The 992-nt window shown below is 38.3% G+C and carries 1 protein-coding gene; it reads right to left on the bottom strand.

Annotation, left to right across the window (positions count from 1 at the left end; all coding sequences use genetic code 11):
* Nucleotides 1–15: 15 nt before the first annotated feature.
* Entirely contained in the window at nucleotides 16–900 is an 885-nt protein-coding gene (locus P20439_RS07115) for an IS982 family transposase (protein ID WP_008465638.1), read from the bottom strand.
* Between the last annotated feature and the right edge of the window lie 92 nt (nucleotides 901–992).

Here is a 992-nt window from a genome sequence, read left to right as displayed (position 1 = left end):
TAACCTGAGATCTGCTTAAGCGATAACTAGTGCGTTGAGCTCTACGTCAGTTAAATTAAGGTGTGGCTTATTTTCTTTCAAGCAATAAGCCACCAACCCAGCTACTAAATTCAACATAAAACCGTTCATACTCCGATGTCTCGAATGTTCAATGAAGGATATGTTCTTGAGTTGATCATTAATTGTCTCGATTATAAACCGCTTTGAAAGCATCGCTCTATCCCATAATGACATCGCTTTTGCTTTCATATTTTTGCGAACAGTCGTAATGAGCTTCACACCTTTATCGAGTAAATCCGCTTCTAAGGCTTTACTTAAATACCCTTTGTCACCATACAATTTGTCTGTAAGGCAGCTCGCTAATTCACGCACTGGTTGCGTATCATGCACATTACCTGTTGTCACTTTGGCAGCGACAATTTCACCGTGGTGATTAACTATTAAATGCAACTTGAAGCCATAAAACCAACCCATCGTTCCTTTGCCTCGCTGGGCTATTCCATCAAAGGTTTTGTGTCTGGGAATACGAATATTATGACACACCTTAATACATGTAGAATCAATGAATTCAACGCCTGTGGGTTTACCTTTAAGTGAAGTAAAATAAGCACACATCGGTACAAGTATCCTCGGCATAACGGCTAAAAATCGTGTGTAACTGAGTAAGTTAGGAAATTCACTTTTATACATAAGTGAAACATAGCCAAGATAGTAATTTTTAAAATCACGGTGATGTGACATATGAAAACTAATGACAATTGTCATGATTTCACTGGTCGTCATACGTCCTGCTCGTTGACGTTTTTGGGTACCGTCTTCGAGTAATTGTTTTTCCCATTGAGGTATAAATACTTTGCAAAAATCGTCGACATCGCAAAACAATTCAACTAATTTAATCATGCCTGTTCCTTGTTTATCCAATCGTTCTTGGTCGAAAGATCGGATCTCGGAACAGGCATTTAGTTCAATTTTCTTAAACGAGATTCAGGTTA

The organism is Pseudoalteromonas sp. BSi20439, assembly GCF_000241165.1.
Classification (GTDB): Bacteria; Pseudomonadota; Gammaproteobacteria; order Enterobacterales; family Alteromonadaceae; genus Pseudoalteromonas.
Note: the sequence above shows the minus strand (reverse complement) of the source record. Positions and strands in the feature narration are given on the sequence as shown.